This window comes from Thiothrix litoralis (genome assembly GCF_017901135.1).
Classification (GTDB): domain Bacteria; phylum Pseudomonadota; class Gammaproteobacteria; order Thiotrichales; family Thiotrichaceae; genus Thiothrix; species Thiothrix litoralis.
On sequence record NZ_CP072801.1, the window covers coordinates 550052 to 573775 of the forward strand.

20 protein-coding genes and 1 pseudogene are annotated in these 23724 nt (G+C 52.1%); 9 read left to right on the forward strand and 12 right to left on the reverse strand.

Annotated elements, in window-relative coordinates; all coding sequences use genetic code 11:
• Nucleotides 1–62 precede the first annotated feature (62 nt).
• Nucleotides 63–2099 carry an elongation factor G gene (gene fusA, locus J9253_RS02660; protein WP_210223186.1) on the forward strand — a complete coding sequence of 679 codons (2037 nt, stop codon included), beginning with the start codon at nucleotides 63–65 and terminating at the stop codon, nucleotides 2097–2099.
• 48 nt (nucleotides 2100–2147) lie between these two features.
• On the opposite strand, the gene aceK is transcribed toward fusA, so the two are convergent.
• A complete protein-coding gene (gene aceK / locus J9253_RS02665) occupies nucleotides 2148–3893 on the reverse strand; it encodes a bifunctional isocitrate dehydrogenase kinase/phosphatase (RefSeq protein ID WP_210223187.1) in 1746 nt (581 codons plus the stop codon).
• Nucleotides 3894–4102: 209 nt separating this feature from the next.
• Between aceK and J9253_RS02670 the strand changes: the two genes are divergently transcribed.
• Nucleotides 4103–6373, forward strand: a complete 2271-nt coding sequence (locus tag J9253_RS02670) for an NADP-dependent isocitrate dehydrogenase (RefSeq protein WP_210223188.1) — start codon at nucleotides 4103–4105, stop codon at nucleotides 6371–6373.
• On the opposite strand, the gene J9253_RS02675 is transcribed toward J9253_RS02670, so the two are convergent.
• The 3 genes from J9253_RS02675 to J9253_RS02685 are packed head-to-tail and all read right to left on the reverse strand — an operon-like array spanning nucleotide 6342 to nucleotide 9288.
• Nucleotides 6342–7595 carry a TIGR03862 family flavoprotein gene (locus J9253_RS02675; RefSeq protein WP_210223189.1) on the reverse strand — a complete coding sequence of 418 codons (1254 nt, stop codon included), beginning with the start codon at nucleotides 7593–7595 and terminating at the stop codon, nucleotides 6342–6344. The genes J9253_RS02670 and J9253_RS02675 overlap by 32 nt on opposite strands.
• A complete protein-coding gene (locus J9253_RS02680; protein ID WP_210223190.1) occupies nucleotides 7592–8365 on the reverse strand; it encodes an ABC transporter permease in 774 nt (257 codons plus the stop codon). The genes J9253_RS02675 and J9253_RS02680 overlap by 4 nt, the downstream gene beginning before the upstream one ends.
• Entirely contained in the window at nucleotides 8362–9288 is a 927-nt protein-coding gene (locus tag J9253_RS02685) for an ABC transporter ATP-binding protein (protein WP_210223191.1), read from the reverse strand. Before J9253_RS02685 ends, J9253_RS02680 begins: the two co-directional genes overlap by 4 nt.
• 85 nt (nucleotides 9289–9373) lie before the next feature.
• Here J9253_RS02685 and mtgA point away from each other — a divergent pair, with 85 nt between their 5' ends.
• From mtgA to tumE, 3 genes are all read left to right on the forward strand, one after another.
• Nucleotides 9374–10099: a monofunctional biosynthetic peptidoglycan transglycosylase gene (gene mtgA / locus J9253_RS02690; RefSeq protein WP_210223192.1), complete on the forward strand. Its 726-nt coding sequence runs from the start codon at nucleotides 9374–9376 to the stop codon at nucleotides 10097–10099.
• Nucleotides 10100–10164: 65 nt separating this feature from the next.
• Nucleotides 10165–10395 (forward strand): antitoxin TumA, encoded by a 231-nt coding sequence (tumA, locus tag J9253_RS02695; RefSeq protein ID WP_210223193.1) that lies wholly within the window; start codon nucleotides 10165–10167, stop codon nucleotides 10393–10395.
• Nucleotides 10382–10762 (forward strand): toxin TumE, encoded by a 381-nt coding sequence (gene tumE / locus J9253_RS02700; RefSeq protein WP_210223194.1) that lies wholly within the window; start codon nucleotides 10382–10384, stop codon nucleotides 10760–10762. Before tumA ends, tumE begins: the two co-directional genes overlap by 14 nt.
• A gap of 27 nt (nucleotides 10763–10789) precedes the next feature.
• Here the strand turns inward: tumE and J9253_RS02705 are convergent, their stop codons facing one another.
• Nucleotides 10790–11854: a GIY-YIG nuclease family protein gene (locus J9253_RS02705; protein ID WP_210223195.1), complete on the reverse strand. Its 1065-nt coding sequence runs from the start codon at nucleotides 11852–11854 to the stop codon at nucleotides 10790–10792.
• Nucleotides 11855–11921: 67 nt separating this feature from the next.
• Between J9253_RS02705 and J9253_RS02710 the strand changes: the two genes are divergently transcribed.
• The 3 genes and pseudogenes from J9253_RS02710 to J9253_RS02720 all read left to right on the forward strand — a co-directional run.
• Nucleotides 11922–12101: a hypothetical protein gene (locus J9253_RS02710; protein ID WP_210223196.1), complete on the forward strand. Its 180-nt coding sequence runs from the start codon at nucleotides 11922–11924 to the stop codon at nucleotides 12099–12101.
• Nucleotides 12102–12196: 95 nt separating this feature from the next.
• A complete protein-coding gene (locus tag J9253_RS02715; protein WP_210221241.1) occupies nucleotides 12197–13348 on the forward strand; it encodes an RNA-guided endonuclease InsQ/TnpB family protein in 1152 nt (383 codons plus the stop codon).
• Between the two features lie 46 nt (nucleotides 13349–13394).
• Nucleotides 13395–13613, forward strand: a pseudogene (locus J9253_RS02720) (HVO_A0114 family putative DNA-binding protein); the annotation flags it as partial.
• On the opposite strand, the gene J9253_RS02725 reads toward J9253_RS02720, so the two are convergent.
• The 5 genes from J9253_RS02725 to J9253_RS02745 all read right to left on the reverse strand — a co-directional run bounded on the left by J9253_RS02725 (nucleotide 13614) and on the right by J9253_RS02745 (nucleotide 17487).
• Nucleotides 13614–14393: an efflux RND transporter periplasmic adaptor subunit gene (locus J9253_RS02725; protein WP_210223198.1), complete on the reverse strand. Its 780-nt coding sequence runs from the start codon at nucleotides 14391–14393 to the stop codon at nucleotides 13614–13616.
• The gene (locus tag J9253_RS02730; RefSeq protein ID WP_210223199.1) at nucleotides 14390–15373 is read right to left on the reverse strand and encodes a TolC family protein; all 984 of its coding nucleotides are present in this window, start codon (nucleotides 15371–15373) and stop codon (nucleotides 14390–14392) included. The genes J9253_RS02725 and J9253_RS02730 overlap by 4 nt, the downstream gene beginning before the upstream one ends.
• Nucleotides 15357–16034, reverse strand: a complete 678-nt coding sequence (locus J9253_RS02735; RefSeq protein ID WP_210223200.1) for a thioredoxin family protein — start codon at nucleotides 16032–16034, stop codon at nucleotides 15357–15359. Before J9253_RS02735 ends, J9253_RS02730 begins: the two co-directional genes overlap by 17 nt.
• A gap of 99 nt (nucleotides 16035–16133) precedes the next feature.
• Nucleotides 16134–17021 (reverse strand): AEC family transporter, encoded by an 888-nt coding sequence (locus J9253_RS02740; RefSeq protein ID WP_210223201.1) that lies wholly within the window; start codon nucleotides 17019–17021, stop codon nucleotides 16134–16136.
• A 10-nt stretch (nucleotides 17022–17031) separates the two neighbouring features.
• A complete protein-coding gene (locus tag J9253_RS02745; RefSeq protein ID WP_210223202.1) occupies nucleotides 17032–17487 on the reverse strand; it encodes a universal stress protein in 456 nt (151 codons plus the stop codon).
• Between the two features lie 156 nt (nucleotides 17488–17643).
• Between J9253_RS02745 and dsbD the strand changes: the two genes are divergently transcribed.
• On the forward strand, nucleotides 17644–19545 hold the full coding sequence (gene dsbD, locus J9253_RS02750) for a protein-disulfide reductase DsbD (protein WP_210223203.1): 1902 nt from the start codon (nucleotides 17644–17646) through the stop codon (nucleotides 19543–19545).
• A gap of 30 nt (nucleotides 19546–19575) precedes the next feature.
• Here the strand turns inward: dsbD and J9253_RS02755 are convergent, their stop codons facing one another.
• The gene (locus J9253_RS02755) at nucleotides 19576–20016 is read right to left on the reverse strand and encodes a type IV pilin protein (RefSeq protein WP_210223204.1); all 441 of its coding nucleotides are present in this window, start codon (nucleotides 20014–20016) and stop codon (nucleotides 19576–19578) included.
• Between the two features lie 10 nt (nucleotides 20017–20026).
• The gene (locus tag J9253_RS02760) at nucleotides 20027–23722 is read right to left on the reverse strand and encodes a pilus assembly protein (RefSeq protein ID WP_210223205.1); all 3696 of its coding nucleotides are present in this window, start codon (nucleotides 23720–23722) and stop codon (nucleotides 20027–20029) included.
• Between the last annotated feature and the right edge of the window lie 2 nt (nucleotides 23723–23724).

The window sequence follows — 23724 nt, forward strand, 5'->3', positions numbered from 1 at the left end:
AGATAAGCGGATTTCCTGCGGAGTAGAATGGGCGGAAAACTCAATACCAAAAAGGAGTCAACGTGCATACCACCCAAGACATCAGAAACATTGTCTTCACCGGACATACAGGTTCTGGCAAAACCAGCCTGATCGAAGCCTTGCTGTTTCAGGCAGGTGAAACCACTCAAGCAGGTGACATTGAAAAAGGCAGTACCGTCACTGACTTTGACCCGCTGGAACAAGAACATCAGCATTCCCTGTACTTGTCAGTGGCCACGGCTCACCATGCCGGTTGCCATATCAACCTGATTGACACCCCGGGATACCCCGACTTTCAGGGGCAGGTGCAAACTGCCCTGTCAGCCGCTGATACGGTCGTGGTGGTCATCAATGCCTCGGCTGGTATTGAGCCAATGAGCCGCAAAATCATGGAGTGGGTCAGCCATCAGCGTTTGCCCTGCATGGTGGTGATCAACCGGATTGACGCAGCCCCTGAAAAACTGGAAAAGCGCCTTCAGGAAATTACCGATGTATTCGGTCGAGAATGCCTGCCGCTGGAACTGCCCGTCAACCACGCTGCGCAAGTGGTTGACGTGTATGATCATGAATCAGGCACGGCGGACTTTTCTTCGGTAGAGGCAGCCCATACTTCACTGATAGAGCAGGTGGTGGAAGCGAATGAAGCCGCCATGGAACATTATCTGGAAGAGGGTGAGGTGCCTGCCGAGGAGTTGCATGAAGCCTTTGAACAGGCATTGCGTGAAAACCATCTGGTACCGGTCTGCTTCACCTCCGCCAAGACGGGCGCAGGCATTGCTGAACTGCTGGATATACTCGCCAAACTTGCGCCCAATCCTTTAGAAGCCACCCCGCATCCGTTTATCCGCCACCAAGGCGAGAAAACCGTGGCAACGTGGGCTGTTCCCGACTTGGACAAACCCTTGCTGGCGCATGTTTTTCATGTGGAATTTGACCCGTTTGTTGGCAAACTGGCGTTGTTGCGGGTGCATCAGGGCAGCTTGAAGCTGGGCAGTCAGGTATTAGTGGGTGCGGAAGGTAAGCCCGTCAAAATCGGTCATCTGTATCGCTTGCAGGGTAAAGAGCGCATCCCTGTTCAGCAGGCCGTAGCGGGCGATATTTGCGCCGTCGCCAAGATCAATGAAATCGAGCCAGACACCATTTTGCATGAACGCCATGAAGATGATGGTGTCGAGCTGTCTGGCATGACGCTGCCAACGCCACTGGTTGGCTTTGCGCTGCGTGCCAAAAAACGTGGTGATGAACAGAAGCTGTCGGATGTGCTGCATAAGTTGGTCGCTGAAGACCCCTGTTTGCGGATTGAATACGACACGGCAGCCAATGAAACCGTGCTGCGGGGCTTGGGTGATTTGCATCTGCGCATCGCGCTGGAACGCATGGATAAGCAATATCATGTGGAAGTGGATGCCGCCCCGCCCCGGATTCCTTACCGAGAAACCATCACTCAATCGGTGCAGGCTCAATACCGTCACAAAAAACAAAGCGGTGGGGCAGGGCAATTCGGCGAAGTGCAGCTTGAAGTGGAACCTCTGGAACGCGGGGCGGGGTTTGAATTCGTCAGCCGCATTGTGGGTGGGGCAATTTCTGGCTCATTAGTCCCGGCGGTGGAAAAAGGTGTACGTCAGGTTCTGGCCTCCGGTGCGATTAGCGGACACCCGCTCATGGATCTGCGGGTAACGCTGCTGGATGGCAAAATGCATTCCGTCGATTCCAAAGAGATTGCCTTCGTGGTGGCAGGGCGCAAGGCGTTCATGCAGGCTGTTGCCGAAGCCCGCCCGATCATTCTGGAGCCGGTAGTTGATCTGGAAGTGACGGTTCCCGCCGCCGCAATGGGCGATATTTCCGGCGATTTGGCGACCAGACGTGCCCAGATTCACCATGCGCAAGCTGATGAAACGGGTGTCAATATGGTCATACAGGCCAAAGTGCCGTTGGCAGAGTTGGAGGATTATGCCTCCCGCCTGAATTCCCTGACAGCGGGTGAAGGTAGCTGGGCTATCCAGTTCAGTCACTATGAGCCAACGACGGCAAAGACCCAACAGGTACTGATGGCGCAGTACAAGGCAGCCGACGACTGAGCAGCACTGAGCGCACCTGACAGAGGGAAAAAGGAGAGACATGGCGCTTCATCTCTTGAAGCGCAATGCCTCTGGATACGGGAACACATCTTCGTATTGACCCTCCTTGATCTTGTCCTGCTTTTCCTTCCAGTAACGCGCATCCAGCAAATTCCGGTGATATTTGAGGAAGCTTTTGCGGATTTTGGGCGTAGACAGCAGGAACGTACCGAATTCTTCCGGGAACACGTCGTTGGGTTCCACCGAATACCACGGTTCGGAGCGGAATTCATCTTCCGGGAAGCGCGGCGGCGGAATCTTGCGGAAGTTGCATTCGGTCATGTAGCTGATTTCGTCGTAATCGTAGAACACCACTCGCCCTTGTTGCGTGACCCCGAAGTTTTTGTAGAGGAAATCGCCGGGGAAAATATTCGCGCCTGCCAATTGCTTGATGGCGTTGCCGTAGTCTTCGATGACCCGTTCCAGAATCTCATCGTCGGCGGTTTCGATGAAAATATTCAGCGGGATCATGCGGCGTTCCAGATAGATGTGCCGGAAGATGATTTTGTCACCGTCGAAGCTGATGCTGCTGTCACAGGTTTCGATCAATTCCTGCAACAGCTCGGGGATAAAACGCTCCACCGGCAGGGCGACGTTGGAATATTCCAGCATATCCGCCATGCGGCCTACGCGGTCGTGACGTTTGACCAGATGGTATTTTTCCTCGACTTGTTGGCGGGTGAATTCCTTTTGTGGCGCGAACTTGTCCTTGATGATTTTGAACACGTAGGGGTAGGAGGGCAGGGTGAAGACCATCATCACCATGCCGCGTATCCCCGGTGCGACCACGAATTCGTCGCTGGAATGGCGCAAGTGGTGCAAAAAATCGCGGTAAAACGCGGATTTGCCCTGTTTGTGTAAGCCAATCGCCGAATACAGTTCCGAAGTATCACGGCGCGGCAACAATTGTTGCAGGAAGGAAACCACCGCCGACGGCACTTGGTGTTCCATCATGAAATACGCCTGCGAGTAGCTGAAGACAACCGAAAGCTGCTTTTCCCCCCACACCAACGCGTCGATGTACAAGCCACCCTGTTCATTGTTGAGGATAGGCAGGGCAAAGGCGGTGTCATCCCGCCCGTTGATCATGCGCCCGACCAGATACGCCGCTTTGTTACGGAAAAACGGGTGGCGGATCACGGAAATCTGGAAATTCAGTTGTGCCTTGCGGTTGGCCTTACCGGGGTAGTTTTGGACGATGGCGCGGTAAATATTGCGCAGGTCGCGTCCCAGATTTTCAAACGGCAGCACAAACCCGGCATTTTTCAAGATATTGACGATGGATTCACGCAAGCCAATCGTGCCGGGGTAATAACTCACGTAGCTGGTTTCTTCGGAATCAATGTATTCGGTGGAAATGGAGCTGCGTACAAAGATGAAGTCATTGGTGTAGTACTGGCGTGGAAACTGGCGGCAAAACACGGAGGTGTAGAAAGTTTCGGCCAATTCTGGCTGCTGGTGATCCAGCAATAAGCGCATGTAACAGTGTTTGATTTCACGCCATAACTGGGGGTCGAGCGTTTTGATTTCATACAAGTCGCGAATCAGGGCAATGGTTTCTTTGACGCGATGATCGTAAAGCATGATGCGTTCGCGGGACGCCAGTTGCACTGCCCGCCACTCGGCCTCTTCGAAGCGTTGCCGCGCACCCGCCGTGATTCGCTGGAAAATCTCAAAGTGGCGGTTGAAACCTTGCACAATGGTGGTGGCGATGCCACGCGCAAGCTGATTGATGTGCAGCGACTGTTCTGACATAGCCAACGGATTCCAACGAAGCCAAAAAGTGACAGTGATGTTACAGGAATGTTTATGTGCGTCGCAACAAAAGCATTAAACCAATGACATAGGTATCACCCTCACTCTTAATTGTCGACAATTTACGTTTTTATATACGGATTTTGTGGCTTATAACGCCTATACTAGATAAAATTGTAAGACAATATTGCTAGGAGGAATGAATTTATATGAATAATGAAACACCCAAGGTCATTTACACCCTGACGGATGAAGCGCCGCTGCTGGCGACGTGTTCTTTACTGCCGATTATCCGTACCTTTGCCTCTGGCGCTGGTATTGAAATCACCAAAAACGATCTGTCGCTGCCTGCACGTACCCTCGTAGAGTTCGCTGACTACCTGACAGAAGCGCAGCAAGTCTCTGACGATCTGGGGATACTGGCGCAACTCACGCAAGAACCGGATAGCAATATTGTCAAGCTGCCCAATATCAGCGCGTCTGTGCCGCAATTGATAGAGACAGTCAAAGAACTGCAAGCCGCAGGCTACCCACTGCCAAATTACCCCGAAGACCCGCAAACAGAAGAAGACAAAGCACTGCTGCGCCGTTACGCCAAAGTGCTGGGAAGTGCGGTAAACCCTGTGCTGCGTGAAGGCAACTCGGATCGTCGCGTACCCGCTGCCGTCAAGCGTTACGCCCAAACGTATCCGCATGAAATGAAAGCATGGAGCCAAGCATCACAGACGCACGTGTCGCACATGCATCACGGTGATTTCTATAGCAGTGAAAAATGCCTGACGCTGGATCGTGCCTGCGATGTCAGCATGGATCTGGTGACTAACAGCGGCAAGACTATCGTGCTCAAGCCGAAAGTGTCCCTGCTGGAAGGCGAAATCATCGACAGCATGTTCATGAGCAAAAAAGCCCTGTGCGAGTTCTATGAACAGCAGATCGATGACGCGAAGGAAACCGGCGTCATGTTCTCGCTGCACGTAAAAGCCACCATGATGAAAGTTTCGCACCCGATTGTATTCGGCCACTGCGTCAAGATTTTCTATCAAGAACTGTTTGAAAAACACGCGCAGTTGTTCAAGGAATTGGGCGTTAACCCGAACAACGGCATGAGCAGCGTGTATGAAAAGATTGCCACGTTGCCAACCTCGTTGCGTGAAGAAATTGAGCGGGATATTCATGCCTGCTACGAACATCGCCCGGAACTGGCGATGGTGGATTCCGCTAAAGGCATATCCAACCTGCATTCCCCCAACCATGTCATCGTGGATGCCTCTATGCCTGCGATGATCCGCAATGGTGGCAAAATGTATGGCCCAGCCGGTAAGTTGAAAGATACTAAAGCGGTAATGCCGGAAAGTACCTTTGCGCGTATTTATCAGGAAATCATTAACTTCTGTAAAACCCACGGTTCTTTCGACCCCAGAACGCTGGGTTCTGTGCCAAACGTCGGTTTGATGGCACAAAAAGCCGAAGAATACGGTTCGCATGACAAGACCTTTGAAATTCCAGAAGATGGTGTGGCGCGGATTGTAGACGATCAAGGCAAGGTGCTGATCGAGCAAACCGTGGAAGCGGGCGACATCTGGCGCATGTGCCAGACCAAAGATCTGCCGATACGTGACTGGGTAGGTCTGGCGGTCAGACGGGCGCGTGAATCACAATTGCCCACCGTGTTCTGGTTGGATGAATACCGCCCACATGAGAATGAGTTGATCAAGAAGGTTAAAACCTACCTGAAAGAGTACGACCTGACAGGTGTCGATATTTGCATTATGTCACCCCTGCGCGGAATGCGTTTCAGTCTGGAACGGATTATTCGTGGCAAGAGCACGATTTCTGTGACCGGCAATATTTTGCGCGACTACCTGACTGACCTGTTCCCGATTATGGAAGTGGGAACCAGCGCCAAAATGTTGTCTGTTGTACCGTTGATGAAAGGCGGCGGTTTGTATGAAACCGGGGCGGGTGGTACTGCGCCGATATTGGTGAAGCAATTGCTGGAAGAGAACCACCTAAGCTGGGATTCCTTAGGGGAGTTTCTGGCACTGACGGTTTCCTTTGAGCAGGTGGCCAGACAATACGGCAGCAATAAAGCCAAAGTGCTGTCTGAAACGCTGGATGAGGCTGTCGGCAATGTGTTGTTAAACGATAAGTCACCGAAGCCGCGCACCGGCGAGTTGGACACACGTGGCAACCACTTCTATCTGGCGATGTATTGGGCACAAGCGCTCGCTAAGCAAACTGAAGAGCCTGAAATGGCGGAGCATTTTGGCAAGCTGGCCAACGTTCTCACGGAAAACGAAGATAAAATCATTGCAGAAATCAGCAGCGTGCAAGGGCAGCCGGTTGATATTGGCGGTCATTTCTTCGCCGATTCTGCCTTGACTAAAGCGGTGATGCGCCCAAGTGCTACCTTCACGAATGCCATTATGGCAGCACGTATGCCGGGCTTTAGTGCGGCGGAGATGGACGTTCCTCACTGACACCCTGTGTCAACCAGCGGATGACGCCCTCTCCGGCCTCTCGTCCGCTGGCGAAACACGCCGTCAGGAGATAGCCTCCTGTCGGCGCTTCCCAATCGAGCATTTCCCCTGCACAAAAGACTCCCGGTAATTGTCTTAACATCAGATTGCTATCCAGCGCTGCAAACGGCACGCCGCCAGCGGTGCTGATGGCTTCGTCAATCGGCGTGGTTGCGGTCACGGTGAGCGGAATCGCTTTCAAGGTTGATGCCAGCAGTGGAATGTTCTGCCAGTGTGCTTTATCCAGCGTTTCAAACAGCAGTGCCGTTTTCACACCATCCAGCTTGAAACGGCTTTTCAGAAAATTGCCCAGCGTTTTGTTAGCCGGTTTGGTTTGCAAGGCGGCTGCGATATGTGCGTGGTCGTGGTTGGGCAGTAAATCCAGATAAAATGTGGCTGAGCCGTGTAAGTCGAGGCTGTCGCGCAAGCGGGCAGAAAACGCGTAGATCAGGCTGCCTTCCACCCCGCGTTCCGTCACGATCATTTCACCCTTGCGGGTTTCGGTGTACCCAGTAAGGTCGGTGAAGCTGAGGCTGACGGATTTCAGCGGCGCACCTGCGAAACGGCTGCGGAGGTGTTCGCTCCATGCGCACAGGAAGCCGCAGTTGGCAGGTTTCAGGGGGGCGATGGGGATGTTGCAGGCTTCGAGTAGCGGAACCCATGCGCCGTCGCTGCCGAGTTTTTTCCAGCTTCCGCCGCCGAGGGCAAGGATGAGGGGGAGGCTAGGCGAGGTTACGTTGCCTGCTGGTGTTTCAAACACGAGTTGCCCTTGTGCATCCCAACCCATCCAGCGGTGACGCGGGTGTATTCGCAGCCCATTGCGCTTCAGGCGTGCCAGCCATGCGCGTAACAGCGGCGCGGCTTTCATCTCTTTGGGAAACACGCGCCCCGATGTGCCAACGAAGGTTTCCACCCCCAATTCGGCGCACCATGCCCGTAATGCATCCGCCCCGAAGGTTGCCAACAGCGGCTGCAATTCGGCTTGGCGTTCGGCATAGCGGCTGCAAAACGCGGCGAAGGGTTCGGAATGGGTGATGTTCAACCCACCGATCCCCGCCAGCAAGAACTTGCGCCCCAGCGTGGGCATGGCGTCATACAAATCCACCACGAAGCCTGCGTTGGTAAGCTGTTCAGCAGCCATCAGCCCGGTGGGACCTCCGCCAATGATAACGACAGATTTCAACTGCGAGTCCCGATGCCTTTGTTGAGTAAATGTAGGCTAAACCCGCCCAGCAGCAAGATAAAGGCCACAATCACCGCGTAACTGACCCAGATGGACATATCCGATGTGCCCAAGATGCCGTAACGGAAGCCGTTCACCATGTACAGTACCGGGTTCAACAAGGACGCGTTTTGCCAAAAAGGTGGCAACATCGCAATCGAGTAAAATATCCCGCCCAAATAAGTCAGCGGTGTCAGCACAAAGGTGGGCACGATGGTGATGTCGTCGAAACTTTTCGCGTACACCGCATTGATCAAGCCTGCCAGTGAAAACAGCATGGAAGTCAGCAGCACAATGGTAAAGGTGACGAAAATATGTTGTACGTTCAATGAGCTGAAAAACAACGATACCAGTGTAACTGCCAAGCCCACGGCCAAGCCACGTGCTACCCCGCCACTGATAAAGCCTGCCAGAATGATCCAGTTTGGCGTCGGCGACACCAGCATTTCAGCGATATTGCCCTGAAACTTGCTGCCGTAGAACGATGACACCACGTTGGCGTAGGAGTTGGTGATCACGGTCATCATGATCAGCCCCGGTGTGATGAAGTTGATGTAGCTGTGCCCGCCCATGTCACTGATTTGCGAGCCGATCAGGTTGCCGAAAATCACGAAATACAGCGCGGTAGTAATCACCGGTGGGATGATGGTTTGCACCCAGATACGCGAAAACCGCAGCACTTCCTTGACCAGGATGGTGGTGTAGGCTGTCCATTGTTGCTGTGCATTCATTGTTTATTGTTCTCCACCAGATCCATGAAAAGTTGTTCCAGCCGGTTGGTTTTGTTGCGCATACTGTTGACGATGACACCGTGTTCATTGAGGAAGGCGAACACTTTATTAAGCGAATGGTGTTCTTTGTGGAATACGACTTCCAGCGTGGTTGGGTCTTGCAGGGTGAAATGGCACAGGTTGCTGGTCGCGGGGAGTGCTGTCACCGGGCTGGCAAGGTCGAACACGTAGCTTTCGGTATCGAGACGGTTGAGCAGTTTTTTCATGCTGGTGTTTTCGATCAACTCGCCCCGGTCAATGATGCCGATGTTGCGGCACAGGCTTTCGGCCTCTTCCAGATAGTGGGTGGTGAGGATGATGGTGGTGCCTTCGGCATTGAGTTTGCGCAGGAATTCCCACATGGAGCGGCGGATTTCGATGTCGACCCCGGCAGTCGGTTCGTCGAGGATCAGCAGGCGCGGTTGGTGGATCAGGGAACGCGCAATCATCAGGCGACGCTTCATCCCGCCAGAAAGGTTGCGTGCTTGATCGCGGGCTTTGTCCCACAAACCGAGTTGTTTGAGCAGGACTTCGGCACGGGCAAAAGCTTCGGCACGCGGGATGCCGTAATAGCCGCCCTGATTCACCACGATTTCGACAACTGGCTCAAAGATGTTGAAGTTGAATTCCTGCGGCACTAGCCCGATTTGTGCCTTGGCTTGCTCGCGCTGGGTATCGAGGTCGTAGCCGAAAATGCTGACTTTGCCATCTGTCTTGTTCACCAGCGAACTGGCGATGCCGATGGTGGTGGATTTGCCTGCACCATTGGCGCCGAGCAGGGCGAAGAAGTCGCCTTGTTCCACCCGCAAGTCGATGCCTTTGAGGGCGGTAAAGCCGTTGTCATAGGTTTTGCGTAAGCCTTGAATGTCGAGTGCCGTCGTCATAGCGTTTTTCTTGACTGAAATGAAAGCAAAGATGTTAGCACGTATCTCACTTGTGGGGATTTGTTGTGACATAATGCGCGGCATTATGAAACTGTATGACCTCTTGATGATAGGACAATCCAAGCACTGGGCGCACTGGCTGTGGCGTATCCCGTTGCTATTGCTGTTAGCTTTGTGCGTGTGGCTGCTGATTTTCCGCTGGGTGCCGGTGCCGACTTCCGCGTTTATGTTGCGGCAGGATGTGGTGGCGGTCTTTAGTGCGGAAACGTCTTTCGTGCGTCATGACTGGGTGAGTCTGGATCAGATTCCGCGCCAGATGCAAATCGCGGTGATTGCTTCGGAAGATCAGCGTTTCGCCGAGCATTGGGGCATTGATATGGTGGCGACGCAGGCCGCGATTCAGGCGGAAATGCGTGGGCGCGGCAAAGGCGGCGGCAGTACCATTACCCAGCAATTGGCGAAAAACCTGTTCCTGTGGGAAGGCCGCAGTTATGTGCGCAAGGGGCTGGAATGGGGTATTGCCAGCCTGATGGAAGTGTTTTGGTCGAAAGAGCGGATTTTGGAGGTTTACCTGAATACCGCGCAGTTCAGCAAAGCGGATTACGGGGTAGGCGCGGCGAGCCAGAATTTGTTGCGTAAACCCGTGGGGAAGCTGGGCGCGGCGGATGCGGCGTTGCTGGCGGCAGTGTTGCCTGCGCCGAGTAAATACAGCGTGGTAAAACCTTCTGGGTATGTGCGTGCCCGCCAAAGCCGGATCATGCGGCAGATGCGTTCGATTGGCGGGGCGGCGTATTTGCAGCGTTTGGATTGACCTCGGATTTGCCCGTTTTTCCATGCTAAGATGACAACATAAAAAGCTAATAGCAGGAGTTTGGTATGCGCAAACAACGAGTCTTTTACACCTCACCGCTGGATGCTTTGGTTGCAGTGAGTAAGCGCTTGAGCCTTTATGAAAATCAACAGCATATGGATTCAGAAGCCTTTATCGACCGTTACCGTAAGGGGCAATTAGCGGATGATGCTACCTTTGTTGAGTGGTCGAACGACTATCAGCACTATTTAGCTCTTCGTCAACAGTTGGAGAGGGTGCTCCGTGCGGCTGCATGATTTGCTGGAGAAATACCTGAATTCGCTGGAGGTTGCTGTTGCAAAGTTACCCGCATACGCAGAGAGCTACGCCGAAGAAATTCTGACAGCAGAACGGGCAAATGTGCGTATTCGCCTGCGATTCGATAGTGGTTACTTGCTTGAAATCAACGAGGCAGTGGTGGCAGAAGAAAGCACACTTGTCACGTTAGGATACCGCTACCATTTTCAGAATGATGCCAATGTCTTGATGTTTCGTTACGATGACACACCGCATTTTCCGGCATTGCCTACTTTTCCGCATCACAAACACACGCGGGATACTGTCATCGCTCATAACAAGCCAAATTTGCTGGATGTTTTGCAGGAGGCAGCAGGGTGGGTGTAAGCGGTTGATTACCCACTCCAAAAACTCTTACTCTTCTGGATAGAATTGAGAAGCGTGTTCTTCCCAGTTACTTAATCGCTTTATAGCTGTTTTATCTTTGCCATTTGCTGCCACTGTGTACCAGTGATGTGCCAAATTCAAATCTCTTTTAGACCCTCGCCCGTCAAGATAGCAATCGGCTAAATACCGACAGGATTGAGCATGACCTTGTTCCGCAGCGGCTTTGTAGCTGTTGAACGATAATTCATGTTTATTGGCGAGTGAGTAATGTGCGCCAAGTTCGCATTGCGCTGGTGCATAACCTTGTTCAGCAGATTGCTTGATTATTGAAAAGCTAAATTTTTCGTGGTTCATACCGTTGCGCTGTGCTGGTTTGAGGTACTCCATGTAGGCGAGCTTACCAAGGTGATACTGAGCTTCTGCATTTAGTTTATTAGCGGCTGATAACATAAAGGGGATTGCCTGATATTCGTCTTTTTCTGCTCCCCGCCCCGTCAAGTGTGCTTTGCCAGCCGCAACTTGAGCTAAGGTATGTCCTAGATTTGCTGCTTCTACAAACAAGCGGTATGCTTCTTTCAGATTTTTACGTACCCTATTGCCTGTGTCGTATTGACATGCAAGTGTGTACTTGGTTTCTGCTTCATTTTGATGAGGTATGGTTTTATGGTTGTGTATCAGTGGGAATAACGCGAGGTTCTGCGGCGTATGTGGTTGTGCCTTTTCATTCACCATCGTGGTGAGCGCGGGTTGTTCTGTAGTGGGCTTATGCTCAAAATACACTGTCCTGTTTTCACAAACTTTCTTGATCGCTTTCAGAGCTATGGATAAATCACATTCAAACCATTCTTTCCCTGCGTTGACGAAAGCCAGCATGTCATGAGCCAGTTTCTCAACCTGTTTAGGGTTGTCTATGAGTATTTCATATTCGACTTTGTAGGGATGCGGTGCGCCAGTACCAAGTTCGGCAGCGCGTTCTTTTGGGTCTTTGTTCGAGTAGCCAACTTTAATGATACCCGGCATAGCCTTGTTGGAAATGACATAAACCCAGCCCTTCATTTGTTTATCCCCATAAATTCGTTGTGAATAATTCATCAGATTAATGATGGTATCATGAACAACTTGTGCCTAAAACAGGCTTCTCTAATTCGGAGGACAAGAAATGAACGATAAAACACTATTGGTCTACATCGGCACAGCAGAGGACGCGCTACAAGATTTCATGGAAGTCTGGAAAAGCGGCAAACCCGCCAGCCCCGTCAACCGCTTGAGTTTTGAAAGCATGGCTGGCTTCATCAGTCGTGCGCGAGATACCCCTGCCTTTAGGCATGGGGAGGGATAGCGCGTCGGCGACAGCCGACCCTCTTCTCGCTCCTCCGTTTGGTTTGCTATCTTCGGTTGTTGACTCTTCACGAAATATACGATATTTTGTGAATAATGAAAACTAAACGCGCCTACCAATTCCGATTCTACCCAGACCCACAACAAGAAACGTTGCTGGCTCAGACGTTCGGTTGTGTGCGCTACGTTTACAACAGCATCTTGCGTTACCGCACGGATGCCTACTATCAGGCTCAGGAAAAAGTTGGGTACACGAAAGCGAGTTCCCAACTGACTGCCATCAAAAAACTGCCTGAAGCTACTTTCCTGAACGACGTTTCCAGTGTTCCGCTGCAACAATGCTTGAGGAATCAGCAAACGGCGTTCAAAAACTTCTTTGAAGGTCGGGCAAAATACCCTGTCTTCAAATCTAAAAAGCACCGCCAATCGGCTGAATTCACGTACCGCGCGTTCAGCTACCGTGACGGTGAATTGAAACTGGCGAAGTGCGATAAACCGCTGAATATCAAGTGGAGTCAGGCACTTCCGGCTGACCCCACCACGGTTACTGTTTCCAAAGATCAGGCCGGACGCTATTTTGTGTCTTGCTTGTGTGAATTTGAACCCACGCTGTTGCCCGTCACCGATAAAAAGGCAGGCATTGACGTGGGCATCAAGGATTTGTTCGTTACCTCTGACGGTTTTAAATCCGGTAATCCCCGCCACACCGCACAACACGCGGCTAAACTCGCGAAGTACCAACGCCGTCTTGCCAAGAAGACACTCGGCAGCAAGAACCGGTTGAAAGCTAAACGCAAGGTCGCCCGTGTTCACGCGAAAATTTCCGATGACCGTTCGGACAACTTGCACAAGTTGTCCCGCAAACTGATTAACGAGAACCAAGTGGTTTGTGCTGAAAACCTCGCCGTGAAGAACATGATTAAGAACCCAACGTTAGCCAAGCACATTGCGGATGCAAGTTGGGGTGAGTTCACTCGCCAGCTTGCGTACAAAGCTGGCTGGTACGGGAGGACATACGTTGAGATAGGGAGATTCTTCCCGTCCACTAAACGCTGTTCCTGCTGTGGGTTCGTGAAAGAAAACATGCCGCTGGACGTGCGATCGTGGGAGTGCCCCGAATGCGGCACAACCCACGACCGTGACGTGAATGCAGCACGTAACATTTTAGCCGCCGGGCTGGCGGTGTTAGCCTTTGGAGAGAATGTTAGTGGCGATGGCATTTCGGTGTCGTCGTCCTGTTCTCGGTGAATTAGGAATCCCCCGGCTTTAGCCGTGGGGAGTAGTCAAGCGGGCATTCACTCCCAAGCGTTGGGAGTTGTTGGATGTATTAAAGCGGCGCGGCGAGCAAAACATCAACCAATTGGCACAACTGTTAGGGCGCGATTACAAAAATGTGCACACCGACATTCAAACTCTGCATGAATTGGGGCTGGTACAAAAAGACAAAAACGGGCTGGTGTTCGTTCCTTGGGACGAAATAGAAACCCACTTCAAATTGGGGCTGGCTGCCTGATTAAGGCAACATCACCTTCACCGCTTCCGACGGCCTCAACAATTCCTTGGCATTGCGCTTGAAGATAATATCGAGTTCGTAAATCGCGCCTTCCGGCTCAATTCTGACCGCTTCCACGCCTTGGCTGTAAACCTTGCCATTGCGGGAGCCACCATTCATGAGTATTTGCGCGGAAGTACCCACCGGGTAGCGGCGCAACATATCCGCCGTCACCAGTACCCTTGCCAGCATTTGGTCATCCGGCGCGAGGCTGATCAGGGGCTGATCCTGCTTGGCGGCGAAAATGACCGCACCTTGCCAGGCGGTATTGGCAGCAATAACGCCAGAAAATGGCGCTTTGAGTTCGGTGAAGCCCAAGGCGACTTGCGCGGCTTCTTCAGCAGCTTTGGCGGATTCCAGTTCGGTGGTGGCAACAGCCTGTTTGAGTTCGCCATCCTTGAGTTCTTCTTCGGCAATCAGGCCACGGTCAAACAATTCCTGGGTACGGGCTTGTTCACGTTCGGCATCTTCCATGCTGAGTTTGGCGCGGGCAACGCGGGCGCGGGCTTCGAGCAGGCTGGCTTTTTGCTTGCGCTGATCCATGCGTAACAGCAGCTCGTCCTTGTTGACGTGTTGCCCGGCGGTGATGTTGACTTGCTCTACCACGCCATTTTCGACAATGCGCATCTCAACCTTGTGCACCCACTCTAAACGCCCTTTGAGTTCCAGTGCGTGGGCGGGCAGGCTGCACAGCAATAACGCAGGTAAAAGGAGCCGGATGCTTGGCGGAACTGGTCTCATTCGGGCTTTTCCTCTTTCTTTTCGGGTTGCGGCAATGGCCACAGGGGGTTGCCTTGCAGGGCATTGAGTTGGGCAAACGTTAGGGCGCGGCAAAACTGGATTTGTTGTTGTTGCAAGCGGGCTTTGCTTTGCTGAGTCATGGCATCACCCAAATCGGATTTAACCTCCTGTTCGTACAGGGTACGGCTCAGCTCCAGATAGTAGTCGCGCCATGAAATTTCAGACTGGGAACGTGCTTCGGCAACCTTGAAAATATCCAGCCGCAGCAGCAATTCGATGAGTTGCTGGCGTAAGGTCATGTCAATAACCGCGCGTTCATCAGCACTGGCATCATCACGCCTTTCCTTGAGCCATTTGTTGTTTTTCAAGCTGGTTTCGACCAGTTCATCCAACGCTGGCATCGTGGCTGGAAAAGTACCGAAGTTGAGTGGATTGAGGTCACGAGGCAGTGTTTGCGGGTTGTTGATGGCTTGCGCCAACAGCGAACGGGTCAGGCGTTGCGATGCCGTACTGGCAGCGCTTTGCTGGCGCACTATTTGGTATTCGGCATCCAGCTTTGCCACATCCAGCTCGGAGAACTCTTTCAACTCCATGCGGGTACGGGTGCGGTCAAGGGGGATGTAATACACCGCCATGTTTTCGCTGTCACGCACGGAGCTGGAGTCCGCCAGCAATACATCGAAAAAACGTTCCATGATGTCCAGCCGCTGTTTTTCAAGCGGTGAAATCAGTACGCTTACGGAACGGTCACGCTGGTTGTCGGGGCTGGTATTATTGTTGTAAGCCAGGCTATGGCAATCCAGATACAGCGGTAATGGTTCTGGATAACGTTGCGCAATGTCTGGCGCAAGCTGGCTACGTGGGTGGCCTTCGGCGTAATTGAGTGCCTGTTCCAGACTGATAGGGTCTGGAACGTCAGCAGCGTAGGCGAAGGGTGTGAGTAAGAACGCGGCAAGCGCTAGCTTAACTCTTCGCATCATCGGCTTTCGCTGTGTCACCCGTGGTCGCATCACCTGTTGGTTCGCGCTTGAATTTAGAGAATGGGGTTTCCTCATTCTTTTTGTCAGCAACGTATTTGCCAAACAGCATGAATTCGGCGGAGTCCTTGGTTGCACCCGTCAGCCGCCCGTTTTTCACCGGTTTGCCATCCAGCCCGATGAACTGGAAGACCGGTGTTGCGCGTACCCGGAATTCTTTCAGGGAAAAGTCTTTCTGGGTAGTGGTTTCACCTTGGAAATTAGTCAGCTCTACATCGCCTTCAATATCGACAGTGACAATGCGGAAGTTTTCTTTGTAGTAGTCCTGAATGTCGCTACGGTTGAGGACAGTGTTTTTCATGCGTTGGCAGAAAGGGCACTCATCCATCTCGAACATCATCAGCACGCCTTTTTTGCCGTCGGCTTTGGCGGTTTCGAGTTCATCCTGCATATCATTGAAGGTTTCGTCGAAGAATTGCGCAGAGTCGCGGATTTCAACCTTGGCAGGGTCAGCCGCCGTTTCGGTTGGTTTGGTGGTTTCAGCATCGGCTGGCTTATCGGCCAGTGAAGCGTTGGGGGCTGTTACCGGCGCATCTTCTGCCAGAACAGTGGGGCTGGATAAGGTCAGGGACAGTAGCCCCGTTAATAAAACACTACGTAACACGTTCAAATCCTCCTTTGTACAGGCGCTAGCGGGCGCTCATTTATAGCTACATGCTATTGTGAATTTAGACGGTATTCAAGTAGTAAAGTTGCCTAGCCGTTAATGGGGCAACGCGAACCACAGCACGGCAGGCATAATGATCAAACTGGCGAGGTTGCCCAGCAATACAATGGATGCCACCCGGTCAGGTTCTTGCTGATATTGTTCTGCTACCAATACGTTCAGCACCGCAGGCGGCAGCGCTGCGAAAATCAGCAATTGCGCGTATTGGGTCGTGTTTAAATCTAGCAATGGCGTGATCAGGAAGACGCTCGCCACCCCTGCCGCAGGCCCGGCAATCGCCCCCAGGGTGCCCAGTTTCCAGTCGCGGAAATTCACATCCAGCAAGCGCACCCCTAGCGAAAACAGCAGCAAGGGCACGGAAACTTGCCCCAGCAACTTGACAGTATTCGCCAGCGCATCTGGCAAGGTAATGTGCAAACTGCTGCATAACAACCCCAGAATAGTGGCCTGAATCATTGGCATTTTCAGCAATTGCAGCGGGTTGGTGCGGTGATTGAGAATATAAAAACCAACGGTGAAATGCAGCACCATCTCAATAATGAACAGCACGATAGCGGCTTGCAAGGCTTGTTCCCCAAAGGCAAACAGCACCAATGGGATACCCATATTGCCGGAGTTATTGAACATCATCGGCGGCAAAAAAGTTTTCAGGTTGATGCGTAACAACCACGCCAGCGGCAACAGCAATAGCCCAGAACCCAGCACCACAGCCACCCCGCCAATCGCCAGATCGCGAAAAGCCAGAAAATCGAAAGGCTTGTCCATCAACGCCCAGAACACCAGAAAGGGCGCGAAAAATTCCATATTAATGCGATTAACCACCGCCATGTCAGGGCGGCGGTAATAGCCATACGCAGCGCCCAGCGCAGAGCAGGCAAACACCGGAAATATGATGCTGAAAATGCGCAGGATTGTTTCGAGCATGAAGTAGGGCTTAGTCCATTATTCGGATTGCCATTACATCACAGGGAACGCCTTTGAGGGTAGCTTCAGCGGTGGAACCCATGAAACCCAGCACGCTTTTCTTGCCGCTATTGCCCACCACGACCAGATCAATGCCCTTGTCCTTGACGAATTGGATGATGGCTTCGCCGGGTTTGCCGTTGGTGTAGGTGGTTTCCAGCGCGACATTAGCAGAAACCCCTAGGTTGTTGGCGAGTTTGCGGAGTTTTTCCACGGCAATATCGGCCTGATTCTGTTTCATGGTGGGGTGCATGGTCAGCTTGGCAGTGCCACCGAAGGCCACGTTACCAAGTGATACATCTTCCAGCACATTCAGGAGGAATAGTTTGGCTTGGTAAAAGTTCGCTAGCTCATTGGCACGCGCTACGATGGTATTGCTGATTCTGGTAAAATCGACCGGCACAAGGATGTGTTTATAAGGCTGCATGGGCTTACTCCTGTTGGTGGGCTGGCTTATCATGTGGTGGATTGCTCAGAGCTGGAATGATTCAGGTCAATTTTTCGGTGTTCTGACAATTTGCATCCAATTACAATACACTCACGTAATTATGCTTATTATTAGACGGTTTGAGGAGAGGTAGATATGGGTATGCAACAGGTATTGTCCCGTTACCTGCGTTATGGCGTGTTGGCGCTATGCTGCTTGTTGGTGGTAGTGGGGGGGCGAGTCAGTGCTGCGGATACGGCTGCATTTGATTTTGGCGATGAAAGCTTGCCATCCGAACAGGCTTTCGCTTTGGGGAAACCCACGCTGGAAGGCGAGACCTTGCGCTTGCAGTGGGTGATTGCCCCTGACCATTACCTGTATAAAAACAAATTTCTCGTTAAAGTGTTTGATGCGCAGGGTGTCACGGTAGGTGCGCCGCAACTGCCGGAAGCTCAAGTCAAGCAGGACGAATTCTTTGGCAAGATCGAAGCGGTGCATAATGTTGCCGACATCCGCTTGCCTGTGCAGCGCACCAGTGCGGGCAAAGCAGGCAGCTTTGTGCTGGAACTGGGCTGGCAAGGCTGCGCGGAAGGTGTATTGTGTTACCCACCAGAACTCAAAGCCTTCAAGGTGATATTACCCGCGCCCGCCGCCGGGCAGCAAGCGACGGTTACGTGGGCTGAAACCAAGATGCCGGAAGCCGTCGCGTCTGCTGTCCCTAAAGACGCTGCCCCCATGTTATCGGAGCAGGATGAAATCGCCGCAAGCCTTGCCGGTGGCAATGTATTGCTGACCCTGTTGGGCTTTTTGGGGTTTGGTTTATTGCTGGCGTTTACCCCGTGTGTATTCCCGATGATCCCCATCCTTTCGGGCATTATTGTCGGGCAGAAGAATATGACCGGGCGCAAAGCCTTTATCCTCTCGCTGGTTTATGTGCTGGCAATGGCGTTGACTTACACCGTCGCGGGCGTGCTGGCGGGGCTGTTTGGGGAAAACCTGCAAGCGATGTTCCAGAACCCGTGGGTATTGGGGACGTTTAGTGCGATTTTCGTGCTGCTGGCCTTGTCGATGTTCGGATTTTACGAATTGCAAATGCCTTCCGGCATCCAGAGCCGTTTGAATAACCTCAGTAATAAACAAGAAGGCGGCAGCTTGATTGGCGTCGCCATCATGGGCGCGTTATCGGCGCTGATTGTCGGGCCGTGTGTGGCAGCGCCGCTGGCAGGGGCGTTGATTTATATCGGGCAAACCGGGGATGCGGTGCTGGGTGGCATGGCCTTATTTGCTTTGAGTATTGGCATGGGGATTCCGCTGTTGTTGGTAGGCACATCTGCCGGTCAATGGTTGCCGCGTGCAGGCATGTGGATGGAAGCGATCAAAGCGGTTTTCGGCGTGATGATGCTGGCGGTAGCGATTTGGATGCTGGAACGTATCCTGCCCGAATCCGTGTCCTTGTTGCTGTGGGCGGCGCTGTTCATGATTTCGGCAATTTTCCTCGGTGCCTTGACGCATTTACCGGAAAACACCAATGGCTGGCGCAAATTCTTGAAAGGTTCGGGCATCATGTTGCTGTTGTACGGCAGCTTATTGATGGTGGGCAGTGCTACCGGCAGCGGTGGCTTGTGGCAGCCGTTAAAGGGCTTGAGTGTCGGGCAGGGCGGGGTTGCTAATGCGGCGGGCGGTGGTGCTGCTACTTCCAACTTGCAGTTCAATACGGTGAAAACGCTGGCGGAGTTACAGCAAGCGGTCAAGGATGGCAAAGGCCAGCCAGTAATGGTGGACTTTTATGCTGACTGGTGTGTGACCTGCAAGGAAATGGAAAAATACACCTTTAGCGACCCGGCGGTGCAGGCGTTGTTACGCAATGTCATTCTGGTGAAGGCAGATGTGACCAAAACCACGGATGAAACCAAGGCGTTGCTGAAGCAGTTCCAGATTGTGGGGCCGCCTGCCATCCTGTTTTTCAACAAGGATGGCGAGGAATTGCGCCCGTTCCGTCAGGTTGGGTTTATGCCTGCTGAGACGTTTGCAGGGCATGTGAGTAAGGCGTTGCAGTAAGGGAGATGATGTGTGTGTCAGACTTGCTTGTTACCAGCACCCACTGACACCACTTGTACCACTGGCGTTGCGTGTATCCATCTGATCAATGGTTAATATCCCACACTGGGTATCCAGCGTAAGCTGGATACCCAGTGGCGTTGCCACGACCCGGTATGTTTTTGCTGCCAGTGTATCCATACTAAAGGCATACCGCTGGTTCATATTGCTTTGGGTAGAACACGCTAGCGTCGGAAGACTTATGGCGGTGCCTGCACTGTCTTTGTCGTAGGCAAAGTTACTGGCGTAAAAGCGTTCCATGAATTGGGCGTATTCCAGCAGACAGGCTTTGGCTGTACTACGGTAGCTTTTGGTGACATAAGCAGTGTAAGACGGGTATGCCAGACCCGCGAGGATCGCAACAATGGTCACGGTGATCATGAGTTCGATCAAGGTAAAGCCACGGGCTTTAGGATGTATAGGAAATTGCATGGATTGCCTTTTATTGATTAATAATTTCACGCCAGGATGTCCGGGTAGGTACACCTGAAAAACCTTGAGTAAGGATGCCCGCAATAGAGCCGTTATCACTGACGACTTGCATCAAGTTATCAATGAAAATGGGGTTATGTGGGCTGCTCCCGAAACCGACACCGGACACAATGGTTGGGATTTCATCAATGGTGAGTTTGTCTTCATCATTGAACAGTGCATCATCATTAAGGTCAAAAAAGACCCGCCCCAAGCGCGCGCCGGGAAACGGATTGATCGCCATAATGAATCCCTTACCTGTCGGAGTACAAATATCTGTGCCATTGGGGATGCGCGACGTTCCAACCAAAGCATCTGCCTGAAAGAAGTTGGGCACGACGATACGCTCACCCTCCGTGGGTAAGTCAATATACCACCCCTTCCACTCATCAACGTCGGAAGCTAGCCCAGCTTCAATGACGCGCACATCGTAACCGTCTAGCACGCCTTCGACGCCTGTTTTCCGTTCCAGTAAATCGCTACGGGTAATAAGATTTCCTTCATCCTTGAGGCCATACCAGGTTTGCGGGGCGGTAGTAGTAATATCCGCTTCGGCAAGGTATTTACCCGTACCAAAAAACACCCATACCTTGCCTGTTAAGGGGTCTTTGCCGCTTAATGGCGCGGCGGTGATGGGTTGGGGATTATTGTCTTTATCCTTAGCGGTAAACAGTTTGACTGGGCTACTGTTGTTGCTGCCATTAGCAGGGAAGCGCCATAAGTTACCGTTCATATCCCCCGCATAAAAATCGGTGGCGATGCTATCGCCATAAGCGCTCCAGCCTGCCACGGCGGTTAAGCCATTATTGCTGCCTACGCCCGTATTCATGACAGTCACGTCTTTAGTCTCAATATTAACCATGATCAGTTGTGCTTTGTCGCCGGTACTGTTCATGCCGTTGCCTAATACAGCTTGCCAAGTGCCATCAGCCGTTTGCGCAATCAGGGGTTTACCCAGGTTATTGCCTAAGGCGGGTATGTCAGTCACATTTTTTTCCCAGAGGAACTTCACATCTTCAGGGTCGGTCACATCCAGCGCAAAGATTGCCTTCCCCCCACGCCCCAAGGTCGCTAACAGAATGGTTTTCCATGCGCCTTGCGTGTAAATATCGGCGGCTGTCACTTCTCCATCCACAAAATACCGATGCTCATACGCCTTGTTTGCCAACTCTCGCATCGCGGGAAGCGTGGTTGAGGGGACAAAGGCGAAAGTCTCTTCCCCGGTCTGGGCATTAAAGCCGTGCAACATGCCGTCATTACCTCCCACATAAAGGGTTCCTGTACGGCCTGATCTGGCAGCGGCAAAGTCCTTGTGGTCAGCCGCACCGCTGAAAATTTTGCCAACATACAAATTGTCATCAGGTTTGCCAATAATCACTGCTTGGGATTGGATCATGTCTCCGAGGGGGGTGACGCGGTTGCGTAATGACCCACCGTTTTTTTGCTCGTGGGATGCGTCACCACGTAAGTAGTCCACTACCTCAGCGGAGCCCAGTGCCGTTTTTTCGGTTGTGCTCAAGTTATCCCAATGAAACCGCTTGTCATTACGCATGAATATGTTACGTGAACTCCAGACGGGTAACTGTTGTGAGGCTTTCCATGTGGAGGTGCTGGAAAATTTTCCGGTAGTCGGATTGATGTCAAAGGCGTATATATCACCATTCCATGAACGGCTGAAATACACGGTTTGGTATATCCGGCTACCTGTGGTCAGTTTGGACGAGACGGAAGCAAGCGATGCGCCAGACCCCAAGATATCATTGACGATGCGGTCAAAAGCCAACTTAAGGTTTTCCACCATTTCGGCTGCCTGACCGGCAATGAAGAAGTTATCTGGGCGCTTGAAGTCGGTAGAGGGCTGGGTCAAGGTTTGTCCGTTAGTCCACCACCAGGTCTCAGGCAATGCTCCACTCCAAGTATCCGGGTTAAAATCCACGCCTTCCGGCACGTTAAACCCGCCGTATTTGGCTGCTAGCGCATATTGGTTGACGTTCATGCTACCCAATACCTGTCCTTCCATCACATCCACCCAGTAAGTGGCGGCAGATTGTGTACCCGGCATATTAGTTTCTGGGCGCAAGTCTTTGGTGTTGGCATACCAAGCCATGCCCGCCATGTAGGCCGAGTTGTTCCTGCCCGAAAAGCTGTTGGTGTTACCGATATTGCCCAGCCCTTCCATTTGCCCGACTTTGTTGGTCAGTGCCACCACGTTGATGTTATCAGCAGCCACTTCCGTGGGCATGGTGGGTTCATCTGTTCGATAGCTGGTATTGCCCGGTAAGTTTTTATCCCTGTGCGTATTAATGTCGCCGATCCCCAACAACGCGGTGCTTTGGCAGGACGCTTGATAGGGATCTCCCCAGTTGGTAATGATAGGGAAACCATCGGCATAATCATATTTAGCCGTTGAGCTAGCCGAGCTGCTGATGGTTGAGTACGCAGCAACATTGCCCAGATTGCGGATATAGCGTAGACCTGCGTAATACATCTCACCAACAGGGTCGTAGCTTTTATGGTTTTGGCTGGTCATTTGCCCGAATTTATTGAGGTAGTTGATAGCGCCACTGTCTTTAATCGTGTTGATGCCGAGTTTGGTATTGGTGTCGGCGGCATCTTGTGAATCGGGGTTTTGGATTAAAATACCTGTTGCAGCATCCCATTCTTTATTCGGATTGTCTTCTTCTACTTCGCTATTCAGATTTGCTAGCATCGGTCCGATGGATTTTTGCTTGGTACGTAGGGCAGCTCCATCTCTAGAGGTCACGCTGTCATTCAAATACCCAAAAATACTGTAGCGTAAGCGGCTGGCATATTCCTGCATCAAACCTTCCGGTTTGTAGTTGTTACCGTAAGCCACGCAGTTGGTTTCCAGTATTCCCGGCACACACACCTTCACGCGGATACTGATTTCATACACGGTGCTCGCGTCTGTGCCTGTGGTGCGTGTGTGCGTAGCGGGGTCATACGCAGTGACGCTGCTGGCTGAGGTTGCATTCGTGTTATTCAGACTGAAACGCATTTTATTGCCTAAACCCTGAATTCTCATCTGTATGTAATCGACATCAGTGACCGTCTGCTTCTTCTTACTGCTGACTACATAACTGTCGAATGGGGTCGTTTTCTTAACCAAGGTATTGTCGCTACCAGAAACTGGCAATCGACGGTCAGGGAAAATGCTGCTACTACCTTGACCATCATGCCGCGCTTTTTCCAGCCATGTTTCAGTGGTGGTATCTTTGACGCGATACCCACCCGTCATGCTGGAGCGGAACGGGTCGATGGTTTGGGTCGCCGCCCAGTTAAGGAAGTTGCCGCTCCAATATTGCTCGCTTGTTGAACAGGTATGGTTGGTAGCTAGGTCAGAAGGGTAAAAATACCGATCACTTTCGGTGTTGGAATAATGATAGGAATAACATTTGCCAGCATCGAAGTAGCCAACGTATGCTGTATTTTGGGCATAATTCCCCAAGTTAGCGACACTGTTGATGGTCGGCCACTCAACGGAAGGCAACAACACGAGATTATCCGCCACACCACCGGATACGACCAGCGGCGCTTGCGAAATCTCGACCCCTGCGTAAGACGCAGAGGATAAGAATAAGGCGATACCAAGACTGGCTAACCTTTTCCATCCCTGTGGTCGATAATGCCTAATGGCATGAATCATGG